This window comes from Shimia sp. R9_2 (assembly GCF_017743735.1).
GTDB lineage: Bacteria > Pseudomonadota > Alphaproteobacteria > Rhodobacterales > Rhodobacteraceae > Shimia.
In genome coordinates, this window is the sequence record NZ_JAGHRO010000004.1 from 94,832 (window position 1) to 119,720 (window position 24,889).

The window sequence follows — 24,889 nt, forward strand, 5'->3', positions numbered from 1 at the left end:
AGCGTGTCTGACTATCCCAATTTTGACCGCGCGCTTGAGGCGCGTCTGGTCGCCTATTGCGCCATCGACAGCCAAAGCAACGAACACTCAGAAACCACGCCATCCACCGAAATCCAGCTCGATGTCTCCCGCCATCTGGTGGCCGAGCTTGAGCGCATTGGCGCATCGGAAGTGACCCTCACCTCTTATGGTGCCGTGCTCGCCACTGTCCCAGCAACAAACCCTGACGCGCCAACCATTGGCTTTTGCGCCCATGTGGACACCGCCCCGCAGTTCAACGCCACCGGCGTCAAACCCCGCGTGATCCATGGCTGGGACGGCAGCCCCATCACCTATCCAGACAATCCTGATCTGATCCTCTCCCCCGAAACCTCGGCCTATCTGTCCGGCAAAGACGGCGAAGACATCATCACCGCCTCCGGCCTCTCTCTGCTGGGCGCTGATGACAAGGCGGGCGTCGCGATCATCATGACCATGGCCGAACACCTGCTGACCACGCCGGGCCTCAAACACGGCAAGGTGCGCCTCGCATTCACGCCGGATGAGGAAATCGGGCGCGGCGTGCATCCTGACCTGCCCGCCGACTTCGGCGTGGATTTCGCTTACACGCTCGACGGCGCCCAGCGCGGCACCATGGAGTATGAAACTTTCTCCGCAGATGGCGCGGTGGTGACCGTCACCGGCACCTCTGCCCATCCGGGCTATGCCAAGGACAAGATGACCAACGCGCTGCATGTGGCGGCACAGATCATCTCTGAGCTCGATGAGGTCGGCACCACGCCGGAAACCACCGATGGGCGCGAAAGCTTCACCCATATCTACGCTCAGGAAGGTGGCAGCTCGCAAACCACGCTCCGCTTTATCCTGCGCGCCTTTGAGATGGACGATCTGGAAGCCCAGACCACCCGCCTCAAAGCCGCCTGCAGCAAGGCCGAGGCCGCCTTCCCCGGCGCCACAGTGACCTGCGACATCACCAAACAATACCGCAACATGCGCTATTGGCTGGAGAAAGACATGACCCCGGTGGAGCTCGCCCGCGACGCCATTCGCGCAGAGGGTCTTGAGCCAAAATCCGTGCCCATCCGCGGCGGCACAGACGGCTCTCAGCTCACTGAGAAAGGCGTGCCCTGCCCCAATATATTCACCGGCATGATGGAAATCCACGGCCCTCTGGAATGGATTTCGGTGCAGGACATGGCCAGTGCCACCCGCGTGATCCTCAATTTGGTGCGGCGCAGCGCCTAACGCGCCATTCAACCCATACGACCCGCCAGTACCTTCTGGCGGGTCTTTGCCGAGGCCACAACACCTCACAGCTTCGTGAACATCCGTGAAATTGTCGCTTACGTAACCCTCCCATTGAAAACAAATGGGAGAAGACAATGAACTTTTTCGAAGCCTTCTTGAAGCGGTTGCTGGAGCGTCTCAATCTCCATAACCCCGAGCCCGCACCGCCCCCCGCGCCCACGCAATCCATTGCAGAGATCGCCTCGACCAACGGAAACTTTGATATCCTCGTCGCCGCGCTGAACGCAGCTGGTCTGACCCAGACATTCCTCGACCCCGGCGATTTCACCGTCTTTGCCCCAACCGATGAAGCCTTCGAAATCCTGGCACGTGACACGCTGGGCATCGACACCACCGGCCTCTCAGAAACCCAAATCGCAACAGAAATCGTCAACGCTGTGGGTGTTCCGACGCTCACCAATATTCTCTTCTATCACGTGCAGGCTGGCAGCAGCTCCCTTGAGGACGTGCAAAACAGCGGCTCAGTGGACACGCTGCTGAGCGACGCAAGCTTTGGCGTGGACGGCGACACGCTCAATGACGCTGACCCCGATGTGGAAGACCCGGAATTTGTCGATGGTCTCACCGACATTCAAGCCACCAATGGCGTGATCCATGTGATCGACCGCGTGCTGCTGCCCATCGACGTGGCCGAAGCCAACGCACAGCCCACCATAGCGGACATCGCCTCCGGCAACCCCGCCTTTGAGGCACTTGTCGGCGCGCTTGTTGCCACAGGTTTGGTCGACCTCTTCACCGATCCCAACAACGACTTCACCGTTTTTGCCCCCACCGATGATGCCTTCCGCGCATTGGCCGAAGAGTTGGGCGTTGACACCACAGGCATCGCTGACGCCGATTTGCCCGGCGCGATTGTGGGCGCCGTTGGCATCGATCTGGTGCGCGACGTGCTGCTCTATCACGTGCAGGCAGGCGGCAAATCCCTTGCCGACATTCAGGAAGGTCGCCTTGTGGAAACAGCTCTTGAGGGCGGCCGCTTTGTGGTTGACGGCAACAGCCTCAACGACGCTGATCCCGGTCGCGCCAACCCCAACTTTGTCGAAGGCCTCACCGACATCGAAGCCTCAAACGGCGAAATCCATGTGATCGACTCCGTGCTCCTGCCCATCGACATTGCCGATGTCTCCCCTGTCTGGGATCGCGGCTCCTTTGGCGATGACGTGCAAATTGGCGGCGCGGCGGATGACTATCTCAGCGGTGGCTTCAAAGGCGACGACATCCAGATCGGCGGTGCAGGCAATGACCGCATGTATGGCAGGCTCGGTGACGACATCCAGTTTGGCGGCAGCGGCAATGATCGCATGTTCGGCGGCTGGGGTGACGACCGCATGGAAGGCGATGATGGCAACGACTACATGAAAGGTGGTCGCGGCAATGATCTGCTTGATGGCGGCGATGGCAATGACGTCCTGCGCGGCGGCAGCGGCCACGACACGCTGATTGGCGGCGAAGGCGACGACAAGCTGCACGGCGGCTGGGGCGCGGATGAGTTCAACTTCACCACGCTCAGCGGCGATGACACCATCAGCGATTTTGGCTGGCATGACACTATCGTGGTGAGCACATCTGACTTCGCCGATTACGCCGCCGTCATGGACAACACCGCGTTCAGCGGCCGCATCGCCACAATTGAAGGCGACAACGGCTCCATCACGCTGCATTCGCGCTATCTGGACGAAAGCGACTTTGTCTTCATCTGATAGAAAACCCCGTGTGAGCCGGCACCGTCCGGCTCACATAGCGGCGCATAGGTAGGTCTTAGCGGTTCGCCAGCTCTTGCACCAACAACGCGCGCACCACATCCCGTGGCACATCCGCCGTCACAAAGGCATTGCCGATCCCCCGCGCCAGAATGAAGCGCAGCTGACCATCGACAACCTTCTTGTCCTGCCCCATCAGATCCAAAAGCACATCCGCATCCGGCAACTCGCCTTCGATGTCCTTCAGGTCCACCTTCATGCCCATCTCACGCAGATGCTGACGCACGCGGCTCGGATCTTCCTGAGAACACAGGCCCAGACGTGCGCTCAGCTCAAACGCCAGCGCACAGCCCACCGCAACGCCTTCCCCATGCAGCAGGCGGTCGCCATAGCCCGTCGCCGCCTCCAGCGCATGACAGAATGTATGCCCAAGGTTCAGAAGCGCGCGATCCCCCTGCTCGGTCTCATCGCGCATCACAATCTCGGCTTTCATCTCACAGGAGCGTCTCACCGCAGCAATCCGCGCCTCCACGTCACCTGCCGCAAGCTTCGGCCCAAGCTTTTCCAGCCATTCAAAAAATGCCGCATCGCCAAGCAGGCCGTATTTCACAACCTCGCCATAACCGGCGAGGAAATCGCGCGGCGTCAGCGTGCCCAGCACATCAATATCTGCCAGCACCAGCTTGGGCTGATGAAACGCGCCCACAAGGTTCTTGCCCAAGGGGCTGTTGATCCCGGTCTTACCACCAACTGAGCTGTCGACCTGCGCCAAAAGGCTGGTCGGAATCTGCACAAAGCCCACGCCGCGGCGCAGGATCGCTGCGGCAAAGCCGGTCAGATCCCCGATCACGCCGCCGCCCAGCGCCACAACCAGATCGCGCCGCTCCACGCGCTGCGCCAAGAGCCACTCCACGGTTTGCTCCAGATGCGCCCAGCTCTTGGTGCTTTCGCCCGCCGGCAGCACCAGCGCTTCCATGCTGATCCCGTCAGTTGCCAGGCCAGCCCGAAGGGTTTCCAGATGCAGCTCCGCGACGTTTTCGTCGGTCACAACACAGACCTGTTTGCGCGCCAGCATTGGCCCGATCAGCGCCCCTGCCTGTGCGAGCAATCCGGGGCCGATGTGTATGTCATACGCGCGCCCCTCAAGGCCAACATGCACCGTTTCCATCATCCCTCTGCCCCTTCCAAAACGTCAGGGCGCAGACCTGTCAAAGCGTCAGCCACCCGCGCCGCCATTTCCTCAATACTCAAGCCTGCCTCTGCTGCCACCGGCAGATCGGCAAGGCTGTAAAGCGGCACCCGCGCCGCATAGATCTCTTCCAGCGTCTTGCGTGGATTTTCGGTGCGCAACAAAGGCCGCGTGTCCTTGTGTTTTACGCGCGACCACAACAGATCCACATCCGCATTCAGCCACACGGCCACGCCGCGCTCGGAAATCACCTCTCGGTTGGCTTCAGCCAGATAGGCCCCGCCACCGGTGGACAGAATGCAACGTTCCTCATCCAGCAGGCGCGCAATCACCTGGCTCTCTTTCTCGCGGAAAAACGCCTCTCCGTCGCGGGCAAAAATCTCGGCAATGCTCATGTTGGCTGCCTTTTCGATCTCCGCATCCGAGTCGATGAACGGCACATCAAGTTTCGCTGCCAAAGCCCGTCCAACGGCGGTTTTTCCCGCCCCCATCATGCCCACCAGCACGACGGTTTTTTTCAGTTCATAGCCCATGAAACGCCCACAATCGGCCAAGCCTTGCCCAAAATTAAGATTTCGGCATTGAATGACGTGATCTTGTGCAAAAGGCCAGTTATAAGTTGAAAAAAACGGGCAGGAAATTTGAGAGGACTCATGGGCAAAGTCATTCGGGCCTTATTGGTTCTATTCGTCTTGGCGGCGCTGGCATTGGTTGCATATGCCTACGTCGGACCAATCTTTGGGGCTGATTTTTCCGCTCAACAAAACGAAATCCGCATCCCAGTCGAGCTGCAAGGCGAAGAATGAGCGTTCTGCGGGCTTTGGGCACGTGGCCCTTTCTGATCGGCCTCGCCGCCGCGCCTGGCGTGGCGCAGGAGGCACCGCTGTCAGCCATCGAATGGCTGAACCCGACCCCCACCGTGACGCTGGACATCGGTCTGCCGCAAGGTGAACCACCTGTCTCGCAAGGCCTCAGCACCCCCAACATCAAAGTCACCTCACTGGATGACAACGGCCACGACGCCACCGGCCTTCTGCCCTCCTCAGTCACCGGCCTGCCCGCCTCGCTCTGGTCAGCCTCCCGCGCCTCCAAACTCAGCGATCTTGTCAGCGCCCAGCGCCCTGATGTGCTTCCGGCGATGCAGGCGCTTCTTTACACGCTCCTCTTGGCAGAGGCCGACGCGCCCCGTGATGCCGGTGTCGCCAACGAGCTGCTGATCGCGCGAATCGACAAACTGATCGAGATGGGCGCGCTGGAACAGGCCGGAGCCCTCATTGAACGCGCAGGTGCAGACACGCCCGCGCTATTTGCCCGCTGGTTTGATGTGACCCTCTTGATGGGCGAGGAGCAGCGCGCCTGTGACGCCCTCATGCAAGCCCCGCATCTGGCCCCGGATTACGCCGCCCGCATCTTCTGCACTGCCCGCTCCGGAGACTGGCGCGCCGCAGCGCTAACACTGGATTCCGCCAAGGCGCTGGGCCTGATCTCTGAGGAGATGGACGCTCTCCTTCTACGCTTCTTGGATCCTGACCTCTTTGAAGGCGAGCCACTTCTGGTCGCCGCAGGGCCGGTGACCCCGCTCAAGTTCCGCCTTTATGAGGCAATCGGCGAGACCCAATCCACCACCGGCCTGCCCCGCGCCTATGCCCATGCGGATCTGCGCGACACCGCAGGCTGGAAAGCGCAGCTTGAGGCCTCCGAGCGTCTGGCGCGCACCTCCGCGCTCCATGAAAACCGCCTACTTGGCATCTACTCAGAGCGCAAACCCGCCGCCTCCGGCATGATCTGGGATCGCGTCGCCGCCCTGCAGGCCTTTGACGCGGCGATCAGCAGCAATGACACCGCCAAAGTGGCCGACACTTTGCCCTCGGTTTGGGCCGCCATGCAGCAGGTCCACCTCGAAGTGCCCTTTGCCCGCATCTATGGCCCTCTGCTTCTGAAGCTCCCGCTGCAAGGCGTGTCCGCCCGTCAGGCCCGCGACATTGCGCTCTTGTCGTCAGACTATGAGCGCGCCGCCCGCAGCGGTCCGCGTGATTTTCTTGCCGGTCTTGCGCTGGGCGCACCGCCACGCATCACCACAGACCCCGTGCACCGCGCGATCTCTGATGCCTTCCATGGCGCGGGGGTGCCGCAGGAAATCTCCACCATGCTGGCGCGCGGCCAACTGGGTGAAAGCATCCTCACCGCGATGTCGCTGATGGACGACGGGGCCGCAGGCAACCTTGGAGCGCTGACCGAAGCTTTGGCTACTTTCCGCGCCGTCGGCCTCGAGGACACCGCGCGCCGCGCCGCCCTCCAGGTCGCACTTCTAGACACGCGGGGCTAGCAGGCGCATGGCTCCTAGCTCCCAAAGCCTCTGGATCGAAACCTTTCTGGAAGCCCAAGCCGCAGAGCTTGGCGCCTCTCCCAACACGCTGGCCGCCTATATGCGCGACCTCAGCGCCTTTACCGATTGGGCCAAACGCAAGCACGTCACCTTTGAAACCGCCACACAGGCGCAAATCGAGGACTTCCTGCTGTTTTGTGACGCCGAAGGCCTTGCACAGGCCACCCGCGCGCGACGTCTCTCCGCCCTCAAACAACTGTTTCGCTTTGCCTTTGAAGAGGGCTGGCGCGACAGCAACCCGGCCGTCCAAATCCGCGGCCCTGGTCGCTCCAAACGCCTGCCCAAAACCCTTGAGGTGACTGAGGTCGACGCTCTATTGGCGGCGGCGCGAGAAACGGGGCGCACCCCACAGGACCGCCTGCGCAACACCTGCCTGATGGAGCTGCTTTATGCCACCGGCATGCGCGTGACCGAGCTGGTCAGCCTGCCGGTCTCTGCCGCACGCGGGAATCCGCAAATGCTGCTTGTGCGCGGCAAAGGGGATAAGGAACGCATGGTCCCTCTTTCCCCGCCCGCGCGCGAAGCGCTCGCTGTCTGGCTGTCGGTCCGCGACAAAGCCGAGGAAGAAAAACGCACCAAAGGCAAACATGCCTCGCTGTTTCTCTTTCCCTCACGCGGCGCACTCGGACATGTCACCCGCAACTGGTTTCACACGCTGATCAAAGATCTTGCCATCACCGCAGGCGTGCCGCCTGAAAAGGTCACGCCACACACGCTGCGCCACGCCTTTGCCACCCATCTGCTGGCCAATGGCGCCGATCTGCGCGTGATCCAGACTCTTCTGGGGCACGCCGATCTCTCAACAACAGAAATCTACACCCATGTGCTCGATGAACGCCTGCACGAACTGGTGACCACCCATCACCCGCTGGCGCGTGAGGGCGAAAGCCGCTCAGACAGTGGCACCCGCAAATCTTCCGGCAGCACATCTTCAGACGGCCAATAGCCGCTCACAAGCCCTTCGTGGTAGCCTTGGGTCAGCCCAACCTCTTGCATTTTTGCCAAAGCTTGCCCGGCATCATAAGCCAAATCGAGAACTTCCAGCGCCTGCCCGTCAAAAATCGCAAAGCGCGTGCGCTGCCCGCCATCATGCGGCGGCATCCCGACCACCCCGGCATTGATCCAGCGCACCGCGCCGATCTGGCGTTCAAAGGGAATACCGCAATGTCCCGCCAGCACCACATCCACCGTGCCAACCGTATCCGTCAGCGCTGCGATCTCCTCGGCGAAAGCAGCCTCCGGAGATGTTGACCAGAGGAAGCGCGCCACATCCGTGACACCGCCGTGGATCACCGCCACCCGTTGCCCCGCAAGCTCAAAACAGACAATCTTCGGCAGACCCGCCATCCAGTCCCGCGCTGCATCGTCTACTTGTTGGGCGGCAAAGCCATACCACCCGGCGGACAGCAGATCACAGACCGTGCCCTCTTCAAAGCCGCAGCCACAATCCGCCGCGCCGCTGGCCAACTGCAGCTCACAGTTCCCCGCCACGACAACCGCACCGCTCGCCCGCACCGCGGCCACCGTTTCCGCAGGCTGGCCACAGTAGGCCACCACATCCCCGGTGCAAATCAGATTGCGCCCCGAAATACCCCGCGCCTTGGCTTCTTCCAAAACCGCCTCTGTGGCCTGCAAATTCGAATACGGCCCACCAAACACCAGCACCGGTCCATCAAGCCTGCCCAAATCCTGCATCCGCTGCGCCTTCCCTCAGTTCGTGACCCTGCTCTAGCGCAATAGCGCGCGCCGACCCCAATCACAAATCCGCCAACAAAATGCGCCCCCCACGGACAGCCAAAACAAAAGGCCGAAGCAAACGCCCCGGCCTTTCAAATGCGCCACGATTGCAGAGCGTTATTTGTATTTTGCCACCATCTGCGCCTGAGTGCCATCTGCCATCATGGACGCCATGGCTGCATCAATCTTTGCAACGGTCTCCGCTGGTGTGCTCTTGGAGCAGGCAATAAAGAACTCATCGCGGGACACTTCCAACGCCATCTCAAGATCGGCATTTTGCGCGGTAATAGACTTCGCGCCATCTTCGCCAAGGATGACGTAATCAAGACGCCCAGCGCGCAGTTTCTTCAGCGTTTTTTCCAGATCTGGCGCTGTGTCCACTTTTGCTGCCCCAAGCCCGTTTAGCAATTCAACGGTAAAATCTCCGACCTGCGTGCCAATGGCTTTGGTCAACGCCACGTCCAATGTCGTTACATCCGCGTTTTCACCGGCGCGCTGCACCAGATAGGTGCTCTCGACATACATCGGACCAGCCCATTGAAACTTGGGTTCCCGTTCTTCGGTGCGCGCGGTCGAAAACACACAGGTGTTTTCATTCTTTTCCGCCAGCACAATGGCGCGGGTCCATTTTGTGATCTCCACCGAAGAGGACAGTGCCGCACGGTTCGCCACCTCATGGATCAGATCAATACCATGACCAACCGCCTCGCCGTTTTCCATCCAGGAATAAGGCGCATAGTCTTCGGTCAAAAATGCCACATCGGCATCACCTGCCAGCGCAACGGCCGGCACAGCCATCGCGCAGAAAATAAGGGCTTTCATAAGCCTGTGTCTCCCACTTCTAACTCTGAGGCGCCCATATAAGCGCGCGGTATAAAATAACTCTTAACCGCGCCGCGCCCCCTTGATCCGCCCTGCCCCTGCACCCATAACCAATTTGACCAGTCAAACGAGGATCTTATGGAGCCCGCATCGTCCATCGACACCGCATTTTGGATCACCGCCGGGGTAATCCTCTTTTTGCTCATGCTCTCGGGCTTCTTTTCGGGCTCTGAAACCGCGCTCACTGCTGCCTCGCGCGGCAAGCTGCGCACGCAGGCCGACAAAGGCAGCCGCGGCGCACAGCGCGCCCTTGCCGTCACCGAAGACAGCGAACGCCTGATCGGCTCCGTGCTCTTGGGCAACAACCTCGTCAACATTCTCGCCACCTCTCTGGCCACCGCGCTTTTCACCCGCGCGTTTGGCGAAAGCGGCGTGGCCATGGCCACTTTGGTCATGACCCTGCTGGTGTTGATCTTTGCCGAGGTGCTGCCCAAAACCTACGCCATCACGCGGCCCGAAGATGCCGCTTCCACCGTCGCTGGTCCGATCAGCCTAGTGGTCACCGTCTTCTCCCCCGTGGTGGCCGCTGTGCGTATCTTGGTACGCACCGTGCTGCGCCTCTTTGGGGTGGAGATCGACCCGGACAGCCAGATCCTCGCTGTGCGCGAAGAAATCGCGGGTGCCATTCAGCTTGGCCACTCCGAAGGCATCGTCGAAAAAGAAGACCGCGACCGCATCTTGGGCGCGCTCGATCTCTCTGACCGCACGGTTGAGGAAATCATGTTGCACCGCTCCGGCATTGAGATGATCAACGCCGATGACAGCCCCGCCGACATCCTCAACCAATGTCTGGAAAGCAATCACACACGCCTGCCTGTCTTTAAGGATGAGCCGGAAAACATCATTGGTGTCGTGCACGCCAAAGACCTCTTCCGCGCCATGTACCGCCGCGTGCGTGAGGCGGGCACCTCGCCTGAGCGCATGACAGACATTGTGCTCGATGAGGTGGCCAAAGAGCCTTACTTCGTGCCGGAAACCACCGCACTTGATGATCAGATGCGCGAATTCCTGCGCCGCCACGCCCATTTTGCGCTGGTGGTGGATGAATATGGCTCGCTGCAGGGCCTGATCACGCTCGAAGACATCCTTGAGGAAATCGTGGGTGAGATCACAGATGAATTTGACGAGGACGGCGACCACAAAATTGGCAAATCCGAGGATGGCCAGTTCCTGATCGAAGGCGCCATGACGATCCGCGATCTCAACCGCGCCACCGATTGGAACCTGCCTGATGACGAGGCCAACACCGTTGCGGGTCTGGTGATCCATGAGGCACAGATGATCCCCACCGTGGGGCAGGTCTTCTCCTTCCACGGCTTCCGTTTCGAAGTCACCGGGCGCGAGGCCAACCGGATCACCGACCTGAAGATACGACCTCTCTGATGCAGAGGACCACTCTGCACTTAGGGCGGCACCACAAATGAACAACATCAAAGGCAGCCTGCTTGTCATCGCCTCCATGCTGGGCTTTGCCACCGCCGACATGTTTATGAAACAGCTGACCGGGTTTCTGCCGCCCAGTCAGGTGTTGATGGGCGTCGGCTTGGGCTCCGGGGCCATATTCTTGGCGATTATTATCTATAATCGACTGCCTCTTTTTGCGCCTCATCACTGGAGCCCGCTCTTGCTGCTGCGCGCCGCCCTCGAAGCAATCAGCGGTATCATGTTCACCATGGCACTGTCGCGCATTGACTTGTCGAGCGCGGCAGCAATCTTTCAAGCCATGCCACTGATGCTCACACTGCTCGCCGCAGTATTTCTCAAGGAAACCGTCGGTTGGCGCCGCTGGAGCGCTCTGGTCATCGGATTTCTAGGAGTGTTTCTGATAATTCGCCCCGGCTTCGGGAGTTTCAACGCCAATTCCCTCCTTGTGCTGGGGGCCGCATTGGGGATCGCCATCCGGGATATCCTGACCCGCCGCATAGCCGACAATGTGTCCTCTCATGTTGTGGCTCTTCAGGGGTGCTCCAGTTTCTTTGTGGCGGGCTTGTTGCTCTCATTTCAAATGGGTGACACGATTAGAACGGTGACATCCGATGAATTTGCGCGGTTTTTAGGAGCTGCTCTCTTTGGTGCAGCAGGCTATTGGGCCATCGTCATCGCCATGCGGGTGGGTGAGGCCTCAGCCGTCGCCCCCTTCCGCTACACCCGCCTTGTCTTTGCCATGCTGCTTGGCATCTTCATCCTTGGCGAACGCCCGGATTGGCCCACCTTCGCAGGCTCGACCCTCATCGTTGCCGCAGGTCTTTACACCTTCCTGCGCGAACGCGCCCTCGCCCGTAGCGGATAATGCGCAACGCCCCGTAACTGTTAGCCCTAACCTTGATAAAAACCACCGTTAGCGCTACCAAATGCCGTTTACTTTTGCCTCCGCCCTGCTATAGCTGCCTCAACAATTGACCAGTGCAGGGACCCCCAGGATGAGCACCATCATTGATATCTTCGCCCGTGAAATTCTCGACAGCCGCGGCAACCCAACCGTCGAAGTCGACGTGATCCTTGAAGACGGCACCATGGGCCGCGCCGCCGTACCGTCAGGTGCCTCCACTGGCGCACATGAAGCAGTCGAAAAGCGCGACGGCGACAAATCCCGCTACTTGGGCAAAGGCGTGCTGGAAGCGGTCAACGCCGTGAACGGCGAAATCGCCGAAGCTCTGGTGGGCATGGACGTGACCGAGCAAGTTGCCATCGACGCCGCCATGATTGAACTGGACGGTACCCCAAACAAAGGCCGCCTTGGTGCCAACGCCATCCTCGGCGTGTCTCTGGCTGCTGCCAAAGCTGCGGCAGACCACACCGCACAACCGCTGTTCCGTTATGTGGGCGGCACATCCGCGCGCGTTCTGCCTGTGCCGATGATGAACATCATCAACGGCGGCGAGCACGCCGACAACCCGATCGACATTCAGGAATTCATGATCATGCCGGTGAGCGCTGCGAACATTCGCGAAGCCATCCGCATGGGCGCCGAAGTCTTCCATGTGCTGAAGAAAGAGCTGTCTGCGGCAGGCTACAACACCGGCATCGGCGATGAGGGCGGCTTTGCTCCGGCTCTGGAAAGCACCCGTAAGGCGCTGGACTTCTGCATGAGCGCCATCGAGAAAGCGGGCTACAAGCCGGGCGAAGACATCTACCTCGCGCTCGACTGTGCCTCCACCGAATATTACGAGGGCGGCAAATACGAGATGAAGGGCGAAGGCAAATCCCTGACCTCTGCGGAAAACGCCGACTATTTGGCCGAGCTCTGCAACGACTACCCGATCATCTCTATCGAGGACGGCATGGCCGAAGACGATTGGGACGGCTGGAAACTGCTGACCGACAAGATCGGCGACAAGGTGCAGCTGGTGGGTGACGATCTCTTTGTGACCAACCCGACCCGTCTGGCAGACGGCATTTCGCAGGGCGTGGCCAACTCCATGCTGGTGAAAGTGAACCAGATCGGCTCCCTGACCGAGACGCTCAAAGCCGTCGATATGGCCCACCGCGCGCGTTACACCAACGTGATGTCCCACCGCTCCGGTGAGACCGAGGACGCCACCATCGCCGACCTCGCCGTGGCCACCAACTGCGGCCAGATCAAAACCGGCTCCCTTTCGCGCTCTGACCGTCTGGCGAAATACAACCAGCTGATCCGCATCGAAGAAGCGCTGGGCGAAACCGCCGAATACGCAGGCCGCTCGATCCTGAAATAACCGTAGGGTGCGCATTCACTGCGCACCGTCACGAACGATGAAAGGCGGCTCCATGAGCCGCCTTTTTTCTTGCGCTTCCCGCTGCATATGGCCCTATGTAGCCAAAAGAAATTGGACTTGCCTAAATGACCGCCGATCAAATCATCGCCCAGCTCAACCTCACTCCGCACCCGGAAGGTGGCCACTACCGCCAGACATGGATCGCTGATGCGCCGGAGGGCACGCGCCCCGCCGGCACCGCGATCTATTTCCTGCTGAAGGCGGGTGAGGTCTCCCATTGGCACCGCGTCGATGCCGCCGAAATCTGGCACTATTATGCGGGCGCGCCGCTGATCCTGTCGCTTGCAGAAACCGACGCTGGCCCGGCGCAAGACCTGACCCTCGGCCCGGATCTCGCCGCAGGCCAGCTCCCCCAGCACATCGTGCCGCCCCACCACTGGCAGGCCGCACGCAGCACGGGCGACTGGACGCTTGTCGGCTGCACCGTCTCCCCTGCCTTCCAATTCGAAGGCTTCGAGCTCGCCGCCCCAGGATTTGACATCCCGCGATGAGCGCACCACTGAGCCACAAGGAAGCCCTTGCGCGTCTTACGCCGGACCGCCGCAGCTTGCTGCAAAGCCGCTCTGACGCCGCAGGCCTGCGCCACCTCGCGCTTTATCTCGGCGCACTCCTGTTCTGCGCGCTCTGGGTCGGTCTGCGCGCCCCGATCTGGCCGCTGATGCTCCTACCGCTCGGTGTGCTTTGGGTGTTTCTCTTCACGCTCAGCCACGAATGCACCCACGACACGCCCTTCGCCACCCGCTGGATCAACCGCGCGGTGGGTCACGCCTGCGCGCTGCCGCTGATACTGCCTTTCACATGGTTTCGCGCCTTTCACATGGCGCATCACAAATTCACCAATGATCCCGAGCGCGACCCGGAGCTGGCAGGCGGCCCACGCCCGGACACGTGGCGCAGCTACCTGCTTTACCTCTCCGGCCTAAGCTATTGGCAGGCTGCCGTAAAAACGCTTCTTCAGAACGCCGCTGGCACATTGGATGCCCCCTATCTGCCAACCCGCAAACACGCCGCCATGCGCACCGAAGCCCGCATTCTGCTCGGTCTCTACAGCCTCATCATAGCCAGCCTGCTGGTGACGCCGCTCCTCTTCTGGGTTTGGATTTTGCCCAGCCTGACCGGCCAGCCCTTCCTGCGCGCCTATCTTCTGGCAGAGCACGGCCGCTGCCCGCCGGTGGCCAATATGCTGGAAAACTCCCGCACCACCTTCACCAACCGTCTGGTGCGCTTTCTGGCCTGGAACATGCCCTATCACGCGGAGCATCATGCCTTCCCCAACGTGCCCTTCCACCAGCTCCCCACACTGCATGAAGACCTGAAGCCGCACCTTCAAAGCACCTCAGATGGCTACGCAGCCTTTCATAGCGACTACCAATCAGACCTGACGCCCGGACGTTAGGCCGGGCTGCGCCTGCCTGCCCCCCACGGGAGGGCGAGACTTATAGCCCAAAACATTCCCAAACCGCTACATGCGTCGGGATGTATTCGCAGATTTCAGATCAAAGGTCGCCCACCCGAGGTCGGGCAAGGCCCTTCTGAAAACAATCACCCCTGCGGCATACTCACCGTGCCACCGCCCACCATCGCCATCACACCCGTGGTGCTTGGCGCAGATGTCGGCAAGCCCCGCGCAACACGCACCGCCAGATAGGCAAAGGCCTGCGCTTCCAGCATATCACCATCCAGCCCCACCGCTTCGACAGGCGCCACCGGACAATCCAGCGACACGCGCAGCATCTCCATCAGCACCGGATTATGCCGCCCGCCTCCGGTCACCAACACACGGCTTGGCGGCACCGGACAATGCCCCATGCCCTGCGCCACACTGGCGGCACACATCGCCGTCATGGTTGCCGCCGCATCCTCATCAGAGAGCTCCCGCACCAGATCCATCATTTCCGGAAAGTCGTTCCGGTCCAGAGATTTGGGTGGCATACGCGAGAAATAGGCCTCCTGCAAAAACAGCTCCAGCGCGCCCGTGGCCACAGTGCCCTGCGCGGCGATCTTCCCACCTTCGTCAAACGCCAGCCCACGGCGCGCGCGCAGCAAATCGTTAAGCGGCGCATTCGCGGGACCAGTATCAAAGGCCAGCAAAGCACCGTCCGCTTCCGGCCCCTCTTTGCGCGGGTCCACCCATGTGATGTTGCCAACACCACCCAAATTCAGAAACGCCACCGGCTCTTTGGCGCCAAACCACTTGGCGCAGGCAAAATGGAAGAACGGCGCCAACGGCGCCCCCTCGCCACCCAGCTCCACATCCGCGCTGCGAAAATCCCAAACCACCGGCACATCCAGCGCTTCTGAAAGCGCCTGCCCGTCTCCCACCTGACAGGTACCCCGCCCGCGCGGCTCATGCGCCAGCGTCTGACCGTGAAAGCCGATCAGATCAATATCCTCAAACCGCCCCAACACCTCTGCATGCGCCGCCTCAATCACTTTGGCAGCGGCCTCAGCCTCAGGCCCCGCCCACTGGCCGAGCGCCTTGGTCAAAACAGCCTGTTCCTCCGCAGAATAGGCGCGATAATCACTGGCCCCAAAGCCATGGATCCCCACGCCATCGGTCTCCACCACTGCAGCATCCACCCCGTCCAAAGACGTGCCTGACATCGCCCCCAAGGCCCGCTGAACCGTGGCTTTCTGCGCACCGCCGTTTTGCGCGGCTTTCTGGCCCTTCAACATGGCCTTTTCCTTCTGCTCTTCCCCGCCTATACACAGGCTCGCAAATCATACGGGATCGACACCATGACCTACCAGCCCAAATCGGATTTCCTCACCGTGATGCTAGAGCGCGGCTTTGTGGCCGATTGCACGGATTATGAAGGCTTTGACAAAGCCCTCTGTGAAGGTGTGGTGCCCGGCTATATCGGTTTTGACGCCACCGCCAAGTCCCTGCACGTGGGCTCGCTCATCCAAATCATGATGCTGCGCTGGCTGCAAAAGACCGGCCACAAACCGATCACCCTGATGGGCGGCGGCACCACCAAAGTGGGCGATCCGTCCTTCCGCGCCGATGAGCGCCCGCTGCTGACCAATGATCAGATCGACGACAACATCGCAGGCATCAAAAAGGTCTTCGCCAAATACCTCGACTACGGCGATGGCAAAACCGATGCGCTGATGCTCAACAACGCCGAATGGCTCGACGATCTGAACTATCTCGAATTCCTGCGCGACATCGGCCGCCACTTCTCGGTGAACCGCATGTTGTCCTTTGAGAGCGTGAAGTCACGTCTGGATCGGGAACAGTCCCTCTCCTTCCTCGAATTCAACTACATGATCCTGCAGGCCTATGATTTCCTGGAGCTCAACCGCCGCTACGGCTGTCTGGTGCAGTTCGGCGGCTCCGATCAATGGGGCAACATCGTCAACGGCATCGACCTCACCCGCCGCGTGGATGATGGCGGCCTCTTTGGCCTGACCTCCCCGTTGCTGACCACCTCTGACGGCAAGAAAATGGGCAAATCCGCCGATGGCGCGGTCTGGCTCAATGCCGACATGCGCTCTCCTTACGAGTTCTGGCAGTTCTGGCGCAACACCACCGACGCCGATGTGGGCCGCTTCCTGCGCCTTTACACCGAAATGCCGCTTGATGAATGTGCCCGCCTCGGCGCGCTGGCCGGCAGCGAGATCAACGAAGCAAAAATCATCCTCGCCAATGCGGTCACCACACTCTGCCACGGTGCCGAGGCCGCTGCCACAGCCGAAGCCACCGCACGCGAAGTCTTTGAAAAAGGCGGCGTGGGCGATGATCTGCCCACCGTGACACTCACTTCCGAGGACCTCGGTGACGGCATCTCCATCGTGCAGCTGATCGTGAAATCCGGCCTCGCAAAATCCGGCAAAGACGCCAAGCGCCTGATCAAGGAAAACGGCGCCAAACTGGATGATGCACCGCTGACCGACGCAGGGCTGATGATCGACGCCGCCGCGCTGTCTTCCCCGATCAAGCTCTCCGCAGGCAAAAAGCGCCACGCGCTGGTACAGCTCGACAGCTGATCCACAGCAAAAACCACTTCAAAAAAGAGGCCCGCCCCTTGCGCGGGCCTTTTTCTTTGGGCTTCTCATTCGGAAAATATCCCGGGGTAAATTGGCCCCTCGGGCCAAGAGGGGCTGGCCCCTCATGCCTCTGGACAGATACGCGCTGATCCGTTTATTTGAACATACGTTCATTTACCACCCGGAGGAGCCCGCCCATGAAACTTGATCAAACCTGCGCCGTGATCACCGGTGGCGCTTCCGGCCTCGGCGAAGCAACCGCCCGCCATTTTGCTGCCAATGGTGCCAAAGTGGCCCTCTTTGACCTCAATGAGAAGCGCGGCCAAGCAGTCGCCGAAGAGCTGGGCGGCACCTTCCACAAAACAGACGTCACCGATGAAGACAGCGTGGCCGCCGCCATCGCCGCCGCCAAAGCTGCCATGGGCACCATCACCGCTGCGGTCAACTGCGCAGGCATCGCGCCCGCGGCAACCACCATTGGCAAAAAAGGCCCGCACCCGCTGCATGTCTTCCAGCAGACCATCGACATCAACCTTGTCGGCTCTTTTAACGTCGCCCGTCTGGCCGCTGAGGTGATTGCTGAAAACGCGGCGGAAGCAGACGGCGCACGCGGCGTGATCATCAACACCGCCTCTATTGCGGCCATAGACGGTCAGCGCGGCCAAGCGGCCTACGCGGCCTCCAAAGGCGGCATCGTCGGCCTGTCCCTGCCCATGGCGCGCGATTTGGCCCGCTCCGGCATCCGCGTCATGGCGATCGCCCCGGGTATCTTCCTCACGCCCATGCTGCAGGGCCTCCCGCAAGAGGTGCAGGATCAGCTCGCCGCCGATGTGACCTGCCCCAAACGGCTGGGCGATCCGTCTGAATACGCCCGCCTCGCCGGCTTCATCGTGGAAAACGGCTATCTCAACGGCGAAGTCATCCGCATCGACGGCGCCCTCAGAATGCAATAACCCGTAGGGTGCGCATTCACTGCGCACCTCCCCTCCCCCCATGCTAGGCTCTCCTTAAAAGGAGCCCCCCATGCCCCGCCAAAACCGCATTCTGCCCACCGGAGACATCCTGCGCCATCCTGCGCGGGGCAACCTCATGGGCAATCGCGGCATCTTGCATGACACCGGGGCGCATGATCACGGCGCACTCACCCACCGGCGCTGGCAACACAAAGCCTGGGTCTGCTGCGTGCTCTCCTTCAAAAACCGCCGCCGCACCCTCATGGCGCCCCACCGCTACACCGAGCTTTTCTTTCACGACGAAGCCGTTGCACTGGCCGCCGGTCACCGCCCCTGCGCCGAATGCCGCCGCGCCGATCACAAGGCCTACTTCGCCGCCGCTGGCCACACAGGCTCCGCCCCCGCCTTTGACCAGCACCTGCACACCGCGCGCGCCATCCCCCGCAAGTTTCTGCAAAAACGCCCTCTTATGGCGGTCGCAGATCTGCCAGACGCCACTTTTGTGTTGGACGGCGAACGCCCCCTGATGCTCATGGCAGACATGGCCCTGCCGTTTACGCCCGACGGCTACAGCACCCCCATAAAACGCCCGCAAGGCACATTGCCTGTGCTCACACCGGCCCCCAGTATCCGCGCGCTGCGCGGCGGCTTTGCCCCCCAGCTGCACCTGCCAGACAGCCTCACCTGACCCCGGTCCACAGCCCCAATTCACCGCCACTTCGAAATCACTGGCCCTTTGACAAGCTATTTGCCATACCTTGCGCCAAACAGCCGATCAGGACCGCATCATGACCCAAATTATCGCTTCCCTTGCCGAGGTTTCCGACCGCTACAAAGCTCTGTTTGTCGACCTCTGGGGCTGTGTGCACAATGGCGTCACCGCCTACCCTGAGGCTGTGGCAGCGCTGCAGGCCTATCGCGCCAAAGGCGGCATTGTGGTGCTGGTCACCAACTCTCCCAAACCGCGCGCCGGTGTGGCCGAGCAATTGGGCAACTTTGGCGTGCCTGCTGATGCCTATGACACCATCGCCACCTCCGGAGACAGCGCGCGCTCCGCGATGTTTCAGGGCTCGGTTGGCGAAAAGGTCTACTTCATGGGCGAACCCGCGCGTGACGAAGGCTTCTTCCAGCCGCTTGAAATTCTGGACAACCCGGTCAACATCCAGCGCGTACCGCTGGCTGAGGCCGAAGGCATTGTCTGCTGCGGCCCGTTTGATCCGATGGCCGAGGTCGAGATCAACCGCCCCGACTTCCTCTTTGCCAAGCAAAAAGGCATGAAACTGCTCTGCGCCAACCCCGACATTGTGGTCGACCGCGGCGAAATCCGCGAATGGTGCGCCGGTGCTCTGGCCAAGCTCTACACCGACATGGGCGGGGAAAGCCTCTATTTCGGCAAACCCCATCCGCCGATCTATGATCTCGCCCGCCGCCGTCTCGCAGCCCTGGGTGTCTCGGTGTCAGACAGCGAGATCCTCGCCATCGGGGATGGGCCCCACACCGATATTGCCGGCGGCATGGGCGAAAACATCGATTCGCTCTTCATCACCGGCGGCCTGGCGGAAAAAGAGACCAAAACCGCGCATCAGCCCGACGCAGAAGCCCTCGCCGCCTATCTCGCGGCAGAGCAAGTCACCCCGCAATACGCCATTGGCAAGCTCCGTTAACAGAAAACACTTGATTTTCTGCGACTGCGAAGTAATAAAGTTGCAAATCATGCGCATCACGCGCCATTAAGTTACCTAACGAAAACCTCAGACCATCTGTGTGGAGGCCTCATGTTGGACAATCTGCCCCGCGGCACCATCTTTATCGAAGACCTCGAAATCGGCATGTCCCGCTATGTGCGCAAAACCGTGACCGATCATGACATCGAGATGTTCGCCGCCGTCTCCACAGACCACAATCCTGTGCATCTGGATGAGGACTACGCCAGAGACACCATGTTTGGCGGGCGCATTGCCCATGGCATGCTGACCGCCGGGCTGATCTCAGCCGTGATCGGCGAGCAACTTCCCGGCCATGGCACCATCTACATGGGCCAGTCGCTGAAGTTCCTCGCCCCGGTGCGCCCCGATGACACGGTGCTGGCCACGGTCACCGTGACCGACATCGACATCGCCAAACGCCGCGTGAAGCTTGACTGCAGCTGCACCGTTGAGGGCAAGAAGGTCCTCGCCGGTGAGGCCACCGTCCTCGCGCCGTCGCGCAAACTCGACTGAGGCCAACACGCTTCATCCCTATCGGGCGGCACTGAACGGTGCCGCCTTTTTTGTCTCTGCCATCACAGGACACATTCCCCGCGTCAGACAGGGAAATCCGCCGCCCCGGCTTCTCATTCTTCCAGTATCCTGGGGGAGATGCCGCTTGCGGCGTCGGGGGCAAAGCCCCAGCCCTTGTCACCGATGATCCGCAACCGATCTGCCTGAGGTCAGCTCCTCTCTTGCGCCCCGCCCGCGCAAAAGCTAACCCTGCCGCATGCAAATTATTCGCGACTACCAATTCCTCTCCTCCGAGCATCGCGGCGCCAGCGTCGCGATTGGCAATTTTGACGGGGTGCATCTGGGCCATCAGGCGGTCATCGACCTGGCGCGCAACGCCGCGCCGGATGCCCCGCTGGGCATCATGACCTTTGAGCCCCATCCGCGCGAATATTTTGCGCCCCATGCGCCCACCTTCCGCCTCACCTCTGCGGAGACCCGCGCCCACAGGCTGGAAAAGCTTGGCGTGGAAAGACTTTATGAGCTGCCGTTCAACGCCGCTCTGTCCAGCCTCACCCCCGAGGCCTTCGCCCGTGAAGTGATCGCCGACGGCCTTGGCCTCGCCCATGTGGTTGTCGGGGCCGACTTCTGCTTTGGAAAGGGCCGCGCAGGCACCGCAGAAGACCTCGCCGCCTTTGGCAAAAAGATGGGCTTTGGCGTGACCATTGCGCCTCTGGTGCAGGGCGGTGACGGTCAGGTCTCCTCCACCTCCATCCGCGCCGCATTGAGCGACGGCCGCCCCCGTGATGCGGCCGCCATGCTGGGCCATTGGCACCGTATCGACGGGCCGGTGATTGGTGGCGAACAACGGGGCCGCGATCTGGGCTTTCCCACCGCCAATATGTCCATCGATGATCTGCACCAACCCAAATACGGCGTCTACGCCGTGCTGGTGGATGTGCGCGATGGCCCCCATCAGGGCAGCTACTTTGGCGCCTCCTCGATTGGCACCCGCCCAATGTTTGGCGAAAACAAAGCCAATATCGAAACCTTCCTTTTTGATTTCTCAGGCGACCTCTATGGCCACACGCTTTCCGTGGGGCTGGTCGACTATCTCCGCCCGGAGCTGAAATTTGACGGCCTTGACGCCCTGATTGCGCAGATGGGCAAAGACTGCGACCAAGCCCGGGAGATCCTCTGCGCCTTATGAGCACCCAAGATCCCATAGCACGCCAAGGGCTCGCCAAACGTTTCTGGGAAAAAAAGCCGCTTACCAAACTCAACGACCGTGAGTGGGAAGCGCTTTGTGACGGCTGCGGCAAATGTTGCCTCAACAAGCTTGAGGATGAGGACACCGGAGAGGTCGCCCTCACCTGTGTCGCCTGCCGTCTGCTGGACGATGAGACCTGCCGCTGCACCCAATATGACATCCGTCATCAGTTTGTGCCCGAATGCATCGTGATGACGCCCAAGAACATCCACGAGCACGCCTATTGGCTGCCCCAGACCTGCGCCTACCGCCTGCTCTGGGAAGGCAAACCGCTCTATGACTGGCACCCGCTGATCTCCGGCACCGCCGACACGGTGCATGACGCTGGCGTGTCGGTGCAGCTCAAAACCGTCTCCGAATTTGAAACCCCGCTGGAGCAGTGGGAAGACCATATAATCGAGGAACCTCTCTGATGCACTTTGCCTCCGACAACTCCGGCCCCGCCCTTCCCGAAGTCCTCTCCGCGCTGACCGCAGCCAACGAAGGCTACGCCATGGGTTATGGGGCGGATGCGGAAATGGCAGAGGTCGTCGAGACGATCCGCAAGGTTTTTGAGGCCCCTGAGGCGGCGGTCTATCTGGTCTCCACCGGCACCACGGCAAATTCACTGGCGCTGGCAACCCTTTGCAAACCTTGGGAAACCATCTTCTGCTCCCATGTCGCCCACATCCATGAGGACGAATGCAACGCGCCGGAATTCTACACCGGCGGGGCCAAGCTCACCATGGCCAGCCCCAAGGATGTCGACAAGATGACCCCAGACAGCTTGCGCGCCGCCATCGAGGGCGAAGAGACCCGTGGCGTGCATGGCCCCCAGCGCGGCCCGGTCTCCATCACGCAGGTGACAGAGCGTGGCACGGTCTACACGCTGGCCGAGCTCAAGGCGCTTTGTGACGTGGCCAAATCCTTTGACTGCCCTGTGCATCTGGATGGCGCACGTTTTGCCAACGCCATGGTGGCTCTGGGCTGCACCCCTGCCGAGATGACCTGGAAGGCCGGTGTGGATGCGGTCAGTTTTGGCGGCACCAAAAATGGCTGCATGGGCGTTGAGGCGGTGATCTTCTTTGATCCCAAACACGCCCGCGAATTTGAGCTGCGCCGCAAACGCGGCGGACACCTCTTCTCCAAACACCGCTACCTGTCGGCCCAGATGCTCGGCTATCTGAAAGACGACGCCTGGATCACCGCCGCCACCAAAGCCAACGCCAGCGCGGCCCATCTCGCAGGTGGCCTGCGCCAGATCGAGGGCGTCGAATTCATGCACCCGCCGCAAGCCAACATGCTGTTTGTCTACCTCCCCCGCGCCACCCACAAACGCCTCTTTGACGCAGGCGCAGTCTATCACCTGTGGGGCGGCGAGCTGGAAGGCGAAGACGACACCGAAATGCTGCCTGCACGGTTTGTCTGCGACTGGTCGATTGAGCAGGACCAGATCCACAAGTTCTTGGATTTGGCGGCTGGGTAAGCCGCTCATGAGAGACAGCCTGCGCGCCAAAGCCGTCACCATCTGCAACGACAAGATCGCCAAGAAAGGCGAAACCGTTGGGCTGTCTTTTTATGCGTTTTTCGCAAACAAAAACGACGATCTGGACCTCCTGATGGAAGCTGCCACCTGGTGGATCAAAACGCATGAACTCGACCACTTCGAGAAAGCCGTGAAGGTGCGCGACTTGATCCTTTCTGGTGCCTAGTGCACATCAAATCAGACGATAGAAACCGGAGATAGAAAGACCATCGCATCAGGCCATGTGATTTGATATGTCAAACCTATGAAAAAGTACGGTCGCACCTATCATCTACCTATTTCGCCCGGTGCGACCAGTGACGACAAAATCATGTCGTCGATAGAGCACTTGCAGGTCTCAGATCTCGTGATCACCGAAAAGATGGATGGCGAAAACACGACAATCCATCGCAATGGCACCCATGCACGAAGCCCAGACAGCAAGTACCACCCTTCGCGCGATTGGCTGCAAGCTTTTGCCGCAGGGATCTCATTCAATTTGGCACCAAACGAACGCATCGTTGGCGAGAACCTGTATGCAAGGCACTCTATCGCCTACACGGAACTACCATCTTACTTTCTAGGGTTTGCGCTCATTGTTGATAACGAAATTCAAAGCTGGAGCGAAACGCTTAGCCGGTTCTCGGACTTAGGCATCGCCCCTGTTAAAACGCTTTATCGCGGTGCTTTTTATGACGGTCTATTTGAAGAGATTGCCCGAAACCTAGACCAGAATACGCAAGAAGGGTTTGTGGTTCGTTCCGCCAACGCATTTCTAGAAAGCCAAATGCCAACACACATCGGCAAATACGTCAGGGCGGGGCATGTCCAAAGTGAAGTTCATTGGACCAAAACAGAGTTGGTTCCGAACAGCTTGAAGAACTAATTTCTCTCAAATTATCTACCTAGACGTTCCTAAGCGGCTCATCCGTTTGCTTTTCTCAGCAGCCGATCGCCCGCTCTAAAAGTGCCAAAAGTGACCCCATCTTGACAAAATGACATCAAAATACTATTTTGAATTCATTCCTGATAGGAGCATCCCCATGTCTGTACAAATGTCTCTGCGTGTTGATCCGAACCTCAAGGCCCATCTCGCCAAACTGGCAGAGCTGCGGAAGATGACGGTCAATAAGCTCATCGTGCAGGCGCTGGACCAGTTTGTCACAAAGGAATCCCACGCCTTGGAGGCTGAGCTTGAGGCCTCCCTTGCGCAGTTGCGCCAGTACCGCACCGCCGACCCGGATTTTGAACAGGCCATCGAAGCGGTGGTCGCCGCCGAACGTTCCACCGAGGAGGACCCCGCCCAAGGGGAACTCCTGACGGATGAGCCGCAAGAGGCCACGTCCCTTGTGCGCGGACTGCTCAGTGCCTGATTGGGACGCTGACAGCGACCAACTGACTAAAAACCTGAAACATGCCTACCGCGCATCACGCGATGCCGCCTTTGCGCGCAAGCAGCCGACCCTGCAAATGGCCAGAGATTGGCATGCCAGAACTCTGGAGGGCCTCACTGTCCCTGACGTGGTTCTCTCACAACTCTCGGTTACAGCAGAGGCGCTCTCCGGACGTTTTCGAGGCGAGACTGGGCTGACGCACTGTGAGGTCGGCATTGGCGGTCACAGGGGAACACCGGCCTTTTTGGTGAGTGAGGAGCTGGCGCGCTTTGAAGAGCGCATTCAAAGCGCCACTACGGCACTGGACGCGCTCATTCCCCAGGGCGATGCGCCCAACACAGGCGACCTGCTTAACGCCGTTCTCGAGCTCTGCGCTTGGGTGCATGCCGAATGGGTGCGCATTCATCCCTTTGCAAATGGCAACGGCCGCACCGCACGGATCTGGAGCGGGTTCATCGCCATGCGTTATGGCCTGCCACCCTTCGTCCGGCTCAGGCCCCGGCCAGATGACGGCTATGGCGCCGCATGTGACGCCGCCATGACCGGCGACTGGACCCCAACGGCCCAGGTCTTCCGACGCATGTATCTGAGCGCGATTTCCTGAGCGGCCAGGGACACAG

Annotated in this window: 27 protein-coding genes; 22 read left to right on the plus strand and 5 right to left on the minus strand. The window is 60.5% G+C overall.

Annotated elements, in window-relative coordinates; translation table 11 throughout:
• The first annotated feature begins 3 nt into the window (after nucleotides 1-3).
• Both pepT and J7400_RS11395 read left to right on the plus strand, forming a co-directional pair.
• Nucleotides 4-1,245, plus strand: coding sequence for a peptidase T (gene pepT / locus J7400_RS11390; protein WP_209063246.1), 1,242 nt, complete (start codon nucleotides 4-6; stop codon nucleotides 1,243-1,245).
• 137 nt (nucleotides 1,246-1,382) lie between these two features.
• Nucleotides 1,383-3,008 (plus strand): fasciclin domain-containing protein, encoded by a 1,626-nt coding sequence (locus J7400_RS11395; protein ID WP_209063247.1) that lies wholly within the window; start codon nucleotides 1,383-1,385, stop codon nucleotides 3,006-3,008.
• Between the two features lie 58 nt (nucleotides 3,009-3,066).
• Here J7400_RS11395 and aroB read toward each other — a convergent pair whose 3' ends face one another.
• Nucleotides 3,067-4,179, minus strand: a complete 1,113-nt coding sequence (gene aroB / locus J7400_RS11400) for a 3-dehydroquinate synthase (RefSeq protein WP_209063249.1) — start codon at nucleotides 4,177-4,179, stop codon at nucleotides 3,067-3,069.
• On the minus strand, nucleotides 4,176-4,730 hold the full coding sequence (locus tag J7400_RS11405; RefSeq protein WP_209063251.1) for a shikimate kinase: 555 nt from the start codon (nucleotides 4,728-4,730) through the stop codon (nucleotides 4,176-4,178). The genes aroB and J7400_RS11405 overlap by 4 nt, the downstream gene beginning before the upstream one ends.
• Nucleotides 4,731-4,850: 120 nt before the next feature.
• Here J7400_RS11405 and J7400_RS11410 point away from each other — a divergent pair, with 120 nt between their 5' ends.
• From J7400_RS11410 to J7400_RS11420, 3 genes are read left to right on the plus strand one after another with little or no spacing between them, the layout of a single operon-like run.
• Nucleotides 4,851-5,003 (plus strand): hypothetical protein, encoded by a 153-nt coding sequence (locus J7400_RS11410; RefSeq protein WP_209063253.1) that lies wholly within the window; start codon nucleotides 4,851-4,853, stop codon nucleotides 5,001-5,003.
• Nucleotides 5,000-6,523, plus strand: coding sequence for a hypothetical protein (locus J7400_RS11415; protein ID WP_209063255.1), 1,524 nt, complete (start codon nucleotides 5,000-5,002; stop codon nucleotides 6,521-6,523). The genes J7400_RS11410 and J7400_RS11415 overlap by 4 nt, the downstream gene beginning before the upstream one ends.
• 7 nt (nucleotides 6,524-6,530) lie before the next feature.
• Nucleotides 6,531-7,529 (plus strand): site-specific tyrosine recombinase XerD, encoded by a 999-nt coding sequence (locus tag J7400_RS11420; RefSeq protein ID WP_209063257.1) that lies wholly within the window; start codon nucleotides 6,531-6,533, stop codon nucleotides 7,527-7,529.
• Here J7400_RS11420 and J7400_RS11425 read toward each other — a convergent pair.
• Nucleotides 7,445-8,278: a metallophosphoesterase family protein gene (locus J7400_RS11425; protein ID WP_209063259.1), complete on the minus strand. Its 834-nt coding sequence runs from the start codon at nucleotides 8,276-8,278 to the stop codon at nucleotides 7,445-7,447. The two genes, J7400_RS11420 and J7400_RS11425, sit on opposite strands and share 85 nt — an antisense overlap.
• A 159-nt stretch (nucleotides 8,279-8,437) precedes the next feature.
• Nucleotides 8,438-9,142, minus strand: coding sequence for a transporter substrate-binding domain-containing protein (locus J7400_RS11430; protein ID WP_209063261.1), 705 nt, complete (start codon nucleotides 9,140-9,142; stop codon nucleotides 8,438-8,440).
• 138 nt (nucleotides 9,143-9,280) lie between these two features.
• On the opposite strand from J7400_RS11430, the gene J7400_RS11435 reads away from it, so the two are divergent.
• The 5 genes from J7400_RS11435 to J7400_RS11455 all read left to right on the plus strand — a co-directional run bounded on the left by J7400_RS11435 (nucleotide 9,281) and on the right by J7400_RS11455 (nucleotide 14,353).
• Nucleotides 9,281-10,585 carry an HlyC/CorC family transporter gene (locus tag J7400_RS11435; protein WP_209063263.1) on the plus strand — a complete coding sequence of 435 codons (1,305 nt, stop codon included), beginning with the start codon at nucleotides 9,281-9,283 and terminating at the stop codon, nucleotides 10,583-10,585.
• A 37-nt stretch (nucleotides 10,586-10,622) separates the two neighbouring features.
• Nucleotides 10,623-11,492 carry a DMT family transporter gene (locus J7400_RS11440; RefSeq protein ID WP_209063265.1) on the plus strand — a complete coding sequence of 290 codons (870 nt, stop codon included), beginning with the start codon at nucleotides 10,623-10,625 and terminating at the stop codon, nucleotides 11,490-11,492.
• Between the two features lie 130 nt (nucleotides 11,493-11,622).
• Nucleotides 11,623-12,897, plus strand: a complete 1,275-nt coding sequence (gene eno / locus J7400_RS11445) for a phosphopyruvate hydratase (protein WP_209063267.1) — start codon at nucleotides 11,623-11,625, stop codon at nucleotides 12,895-12,897.
• A gap of 125 nt (nucleotides 12,898-13,022) precedes the next feature.
• Nucleotides 13,023-13,448: a cupin domain-containing protein gene (locus tag J7400_RS11450; protein ID WP_209063270.1), complete on the plus strand. Its 426-nt coding sequence runs from the start codon at nucleotides 13,023-13,025 to the stop codon at nucleotides 13,446-13,448.
• Nucleotides 13,445-14,353, plus strand: coding sequence for a fatty acid desaturase (locus tag J7400_RS11455; protein ID WP_209063272.1), 909 nt, complete (start codon nucleotides 13,445-13,447; stop codon nucleotides 14,351-14,353). The genes J7400_RS11450 and J7400_RS11455 overlap by 4 nt, the downstream gene beginning before the upstream one ends.
• 146 nt (nucleotides 14,354-14,499) lie before the next feature.
• Here the strand turns inward: J7400_RS11455 and J7400_RS11460 are convergent, their stop codons facing one another.
• Nucleotides 14,500-15,633 (minus strand): anhydro-N-acetylmuramic acid kinase, encoded by a 1,134-nt coding sequence (locus tag J7400_RS11460; protein ID WP_209063274.1) that lies wholly within the window; start codon nucleotides 15,631-15,633, stop codon nucleotides 14,500-14,502.
• 63 nt (nucleotides 15,634-15,696) lie between these two features.
• Here J7400_RS11460 and tyrS point away from each other — a divergent pair, with 63 nt between their 5' ends.
• The 12 genes from tyrS to J7400_RS11520 all read left to right on the plus strand — a co-directional run bounded on the left by tyrS (nucleotide 15,697) and on the right by J7400_RS11520 (nucleotide 24,873).
• On the plus strand, nucleotides 15,697-16,950 hold the full coding sequence (gene tyrS, locus J7400_RS11465) for a tyrosine--tRNA ligase (RefSeq protein ID WP_209063276.1): 1,254 nt from the start codon (nucleotides 15,697-15,699) through the stop codon (nucleotides 16,948-16,950).
• Between the two features lie 197 nt (nucleotides 16,951-17,147).
• The gene (locus J7400_RS11470) at nucleotides 17,148-17,903 is read left to right on the plus strand and encodes an SDR family oxidoreductase (protein ID WP_209063277.1); all 756 of its coding nucleotides are present in this window, start codon (nucleotides 17,148-17,150) and stop codon (nucleotides 17,901-17,903) included.
• 70 nt (nucleotides 17,904-17,973) lie between these two features.
• Nucleotides 17,974-18,591 (plus strand): hypothetical protein, encoded by a 618-nt coding sequence (locus tag J7400_RS11475; RefSeq protein WP_209063279.1) that lies wholly within the window; start codon nucleotides 17,974-17,976, stop codon nucleotides 18,589-18,591.
• 100 nt (nucleotides 18,592-18,691) lie between these two features.
• A complete protein-coding gene (locus tag J7400_RS11480) occupies nucleotides 18,692-19,567 on the plus strand; it encodes a TIGR01459 family HAD-type hydrolase (protein WP_209063281.1) in 876 nt (291 codons plus the stop codon).
• A 111-nt stretch (nucleotides 19,568-19,678) separates the two neighbouring features.
• Nucleotides 19,679-20,122: a MaoC family dehydratase gene (locus tag J7400_RS11485; protein ID WP_209063283.1), complete on the plus strand. Its 444-nt coding sequence runs from the start codon at nucleotides 19,679-19,681 to the stop codon at nucleotides 20,120-20,122.
• Between the two features lie 256 nt (nucleotides 20,123-20,378).
• Nucleotides 20,379-21,311: a bifunctional riboflavin kinase/FAD synthetase gene (locus J7400_RS11490; RefSeq protein WP_209063285.1), complete on the plus strand. Its 933-nt coding sequence runs from the start codon at nucleotides 20,379-20,381 to the stop codon at nucleotides 21,309-21,311.
• A complete protein-coding gene (locus J7400_RS11495) occupies nucleotides 21,308-21,784 on the plus strand; it encodes a YcgN family cysteine cluster protein (protein WP_209063287.1) in 477 nt (158 codons plus the stop codon). The genes J7400_RS11490 and J7400_RS11495 overlap by 4 nt, the downstream gene beginning before the upstream one ends.
• Nucleotides 21,784-22,836 (plus strand): beta-eliminating lyase-related protein, encoded by a 1,053-nt coding sequence (locus J7400_RS11500; RefSeq protein WP_209063289.1) that lies wholly within the window; start codon nucleotides 21,784-21,786, stop codon nucleotides 22,834-22,836. The genes J7400_RS11495 and J7400_RS11500 overlap by 1 nt, the downstream gene beginning before the upstream one ends.
• Nucleotides 22,837-22,843: 7 nt before the next feature.
• A complete protein-coding gene (locus tag J7400_RS11505; RefSeq protein ID WP_209063291.1) occupies nucleotides 22,844-23,062 on the plus strand; it encodes a DUF6500 family protein in 219 nt (72 codons plus the stop codon).
• 78 nt (nucleotides 23,063-23,140) lie between these two features.
• Nucleotides 23,141-23,761 carry an RNA ligase family protein gene (locus tag J7400_RS11510; RefSeq protein WP_209063294.1) on the plus strand — a complete coding sequence of 207 codons (621 nt, stop codon included), beginning with the start codon at nucleotides 23,141-23,143 and terminating at the stop codon, nucleotides 23,759-23,761.
• Nucleotides 23,762-23,918: 157 nt separating this feature from the next.
• Nucleotides 23,919-24,248 carry a hypothetical protein gene (locus tag J7400_RS11515; protein ID WP_209063295.1) on the plus strand — a complete coding sequence of 110 codons (330 nt, stop codon included), beginning with the start codon at nucleotides 23,919-23,921 and terminating at the stop codon, nucleotides 24,246-24,248.
• Complete coding sequence (locus J7400_RS11520; RefSeq protein ID WP_209063297.1) at nucleotides 24,241-24,873, plus strand: Fic family protein; 633 nt, start codon at nucleotides 24,241-24,243, stop codon at nucleotides 24,871-24,873. The genes J7400_RS11515 and J7400_RS11520 overlap by 8 nt, the downstream gene beginning before the upstream one ends.
• Nucleotides 24,874-24,889: the final 16 nt, after the last annotated feature.